We start from the raw sequence: 3535 nt of genomic DNA on the forward strand, positions 1-3535 counted from the left end.
GCGGGGTGTGCGGAGCGGGCGGGGGTGGTGGGGTCCGCGAGGGGCGCGGGGGTGTCGGTTCACTACCGATTGGTACAGACCTATTGACCTATGTGGTTCAGACCACATAGCTTCGGCGCACTCCGCGGTGCGCGGCCCGGCAGTTGACGGGCCGTGACCCCGCGGAGCGCAAACCTCCCCCACAGGCGCGTCCCCACAGCGCGTCCGACACTCTCTCCTGGAGGACCGAGTGTTGATCCGAAACGCGACGGCGCAGCGTCCCACCGCTGCCGGCCGTCCGAAGACCTCCGGCGGGCGAACGGCGTTCGCCGCCACGGCGGCCGCCTCGCTGGCCGGGCTGCTGATGGCGACCCTGGGTGCGACGCCCTCGCAGGCAGCGGTCGACAACCAGTCGTGCCGTCCGGACGGGATGTACTCCACGCCGGGCGTGGACGTGCCCTACTGCAGCGTGTACGACACCGCGGGCCGGGAGAAGATGGGCGCGGACCACCAGCGCCGCATCATCGGCTACTTCACGGGCTGGCGCACCGGGCAGGACGGCACCCCCGCCTACCTGGTGAACAACATCCCGTGGGACAAGGTCACGCACCTCAACTACGCCTTCGGCCACATCGACAGCGCCAACAAGCTGTCGGTCGGCACGGATTCGCCGACCAACGCCGCCACCGGGATGACCTTCCCGGGCGTGCCGGGCGCCGAGATGGACCCGTCGCTGCCGTACAAGGGCCACTTCAACCTGCTGACCAAGTTCAAGAAGCAGTACCCGAACGTGAAGACCCTGATCTCGGTGGGCGGTTGGGCCGAGACCGGCGGCTACTTCGGGGACGACGGCAACCGGGTGAACTCCGGTGGCTTCTACTCGATGACCACCACCGCGGACGGCAGCGTCAACCAGGCCGGGATCAACACCTTCGCCGACTCGGCGGTCGACTTCATCAAGAAGTACGGCTTCAACGGCGTGGACATCGACTACGAGTACCCGACCTCGATGAAGGACGCGGGCAACCCGCTCGACGCCTCGATCTCCAACGCCAAGCGGGCCTCGCTGGTCAAGGGCTACGCGGCGCTGATGAAGACGCTGCGCGAGAAGCTGGACCGGGCCGGTGCCGCGGACGGCAAGCACTACCTGCTGTCGGTGGCCGCGCCGTCCTCGGGCTACCTGCTGCGCGGGATGGAGACCTTCCAGGTCACCCAGTACCTGGACTACGTCAACATCATGTCGTACGACCTGCACGGCGCCTGGAACAAGTACGTCGGCCCGAACGCCTCGCTGTACGACGACGGCAAGGACGCCGAGCTGGCGGCCGCCAACGTGTACGGCACCTCGCAGTACGGCGGGATCGGCTACCTGAACACCGACTGGGCGTACCACTACTTCCGCGGTGCGATGCCGGCCGGCCGGATCAACGTCGGCCTGCCGTACTACACCCGCGGGTTCAAGAACGTCACCGGTGGCACCAACGGCCTGTGGGGCACGTCGTCGACCAACGCCTGCCCGGCCGGGGCGGGGCTGACCACCTGTGGTGACGGCGCGGTCGGGATCGACAACCTCTGGCACGACCTGGACACCAACGGCAAGGAGTCCCCGGCGGGCTCCAACCCGATGTGGCACGCGAAGAACCTGGAGAAGGGCGTCGTCCCGGACTACCTGTCGAAGTACGGGCTGACCGACACCGCGCTGCAGGGCTCCTACAGCCGCAACTACAGCTCCTCGCTGGTCGCGCCGTGGCTGTGGAACGACACCAAGAAGGTCTTCCTGTCGACGGAGGACGAGGAGTCGGTGGCGGCCAAGGCCGACTACGTGGTCGACCAGGGCGCCGGCGGCACCATGATCTGGGAGCTGGCGGGCGACTACCGCTGGGATGCGACCGCCAACGGTGGCAAGGGCGAGTACGTGCCGGGGTCGACCCTGACCTCGCTGATGTACGACAAGTTCAAGGCGGCCTCGCCGTACGGCGCGGTGCGCTCGACGGTCGCGCTGCCGACGCAGACCCTGCCGATCGACGTGTCGTTCACCAACTTCGCGCTGGGCGACTCGAACTACCCGATCAACCCGAAGATCCACATCGTCAACAACTCGGCCCAGACCCTGCCGGGCGGCACCGAGTTCCAGTTCGACTACGCCAACTCGGCGCCGGGCAACGCCAAGGACCAGTCCGGCTTCGGTCTGACGGTGATCCGGCAGGACCACACCGCGGCCAACAACGTGGGCGGTCTGAAGGGGACGTACAACCGGGTCTCGGTCAAGCTGCCCGGCTGGCAGTCACTGGCGCCGGGCGCCTCGGTCGACCTGGACTTCGTCTACTACCTGCCGGTCTCGACCCCGGCCAACTGGACGGTCAACGTCGGCGGCACGCTGTACGGCCTGGCGGGCGACCTGACCCGCGGCTCCGGCGGCGGCACGGCCTCGCCGAGCCTGTCGCAGTCCGCGAGCCCGTCGCAGTCGGCGAGCCCGAGCGCGTCGGCGAGCCCCTCGCAGTCCGCGAGCCCGACCGGTGGCACCTGCACCGCGCCGAGCTGGAACGCCGCGACGGTCTACGCCACCACCGGTACCAAGGTGTCCTGGAAGGGCCACCAGTACAGCAACAAGTGGTGGACCACCAATGAGGACCCCTCGACCACCGGTCAGTGGGGTGTGTGGAGCGACCTCGGAGTCTGCTGACCCGAGGTGAGAGACGGCGGTGGCGGTCGACCCGGTCGGGGGGTCGGCCGCCACCGCTCCATGTGCCCGTACGGCGGGTGGAAATCCGCTCGCTCGCGACCGGCCGGGCTGGGACGCTGGCACCGTCCCCGACCCCTGGAGCCCCGCGATGTCCGAGCCGCCGCTGCGCGAGGTCCGCGCCGCGTACGACGACAACAGCCTGGTGGTGTACCAGGCGTATCCGGCCTCGATCGCCGAACCGGCGCTGGCCGCGGGGACGTTCGTGGCGCCGTTCAAGCGGGAGCGGATGACCTGGATCAAGCCGTCCTTCCGCTGGATGATGTACCGCTCGGGGTGGGGCACCAAGGCCGGCCAGGAGCGGGTGCTGGCGGTGCGGATCAGCCGCGAGGGCTTCGTATGGGCGCTCGCCAACGCCTGCCTGAGCCACTACGACCGGGACCGGTACGCCTCGGCCGCCGCGTGGAAGGCCGAGCTGAAGGCGAGCCCGGTCCGGGTGCAGTGGGACCCGGAGCGTTCCACCCGGCTCGGCCCGCTGGCGCACCGGGCGGTCCAGATCGGTCTGAGCGGGCCCGCGGTGCACCGCTACGTCGACGACTGGATCCTCGGGGTCGAGGACGTCACGGCCCTGGCCCACGAGGCGCACGCCCTGGTGCGGGACGGGCGGCCCGGGGCGGCCGACGCGCTGATCCCCGCGGAGCCGCCGTACCCGCTGCCCGCTTCCCTCGCGGGGCGGATCGGCGCCACGCGCTGAGGCTGAGCGGGCCGGTGCTCCGGGCTCAGTGCTCCAGATCGGCGCGCATGGCCGTGAACAGCCGGGCGGCCTCGGCGGGGGTGGTGCGCGGGAAGAGGGCGACGGCGGCGGTGGAGGCGTCG

Annotated in this window: 2 protein-coding genes; both read left to right on the plus strand. The window is 70.1% G+C overall.

The window, feature by feature from the left end; all coding sequences use genetic code 11:
• The first annotated feature begins 328 nt into the window (after window positions 1–328).
• Entirely contained in the window at window positions 329–2662 is a 2334-nt protein-coding gene (locus AA75_RS22425; protein ID WP_051813059.1) for a glycosyl hydrolase family 18 protein, read from the plus strand.
• Between the two features lie 148 nt (window positions 2663–2810).
• Window positions 2811–3413, plus strand: coding sequence for a DUF4291 domain-containing protein (locus AA75_RS22430; protein WP_033821978.1), 603 nt, complete (start codon window positions 2811–2813; stop codon window positions 3411–3413).
• The last annotated feature ends 122 nt before the right edge of the window (window positions 3414–3535 follow it).

Source organism: Kitasatospora sp. MBT63 (genome assembly GCF_000710465.2).
In the GTDB taxonomy this organism is placed as follows: domain Bacteria; phylum Actinomycetota; class Actinomycetes; order Streptomycetales; family Streptomycetaceae; genus Kitasatospora.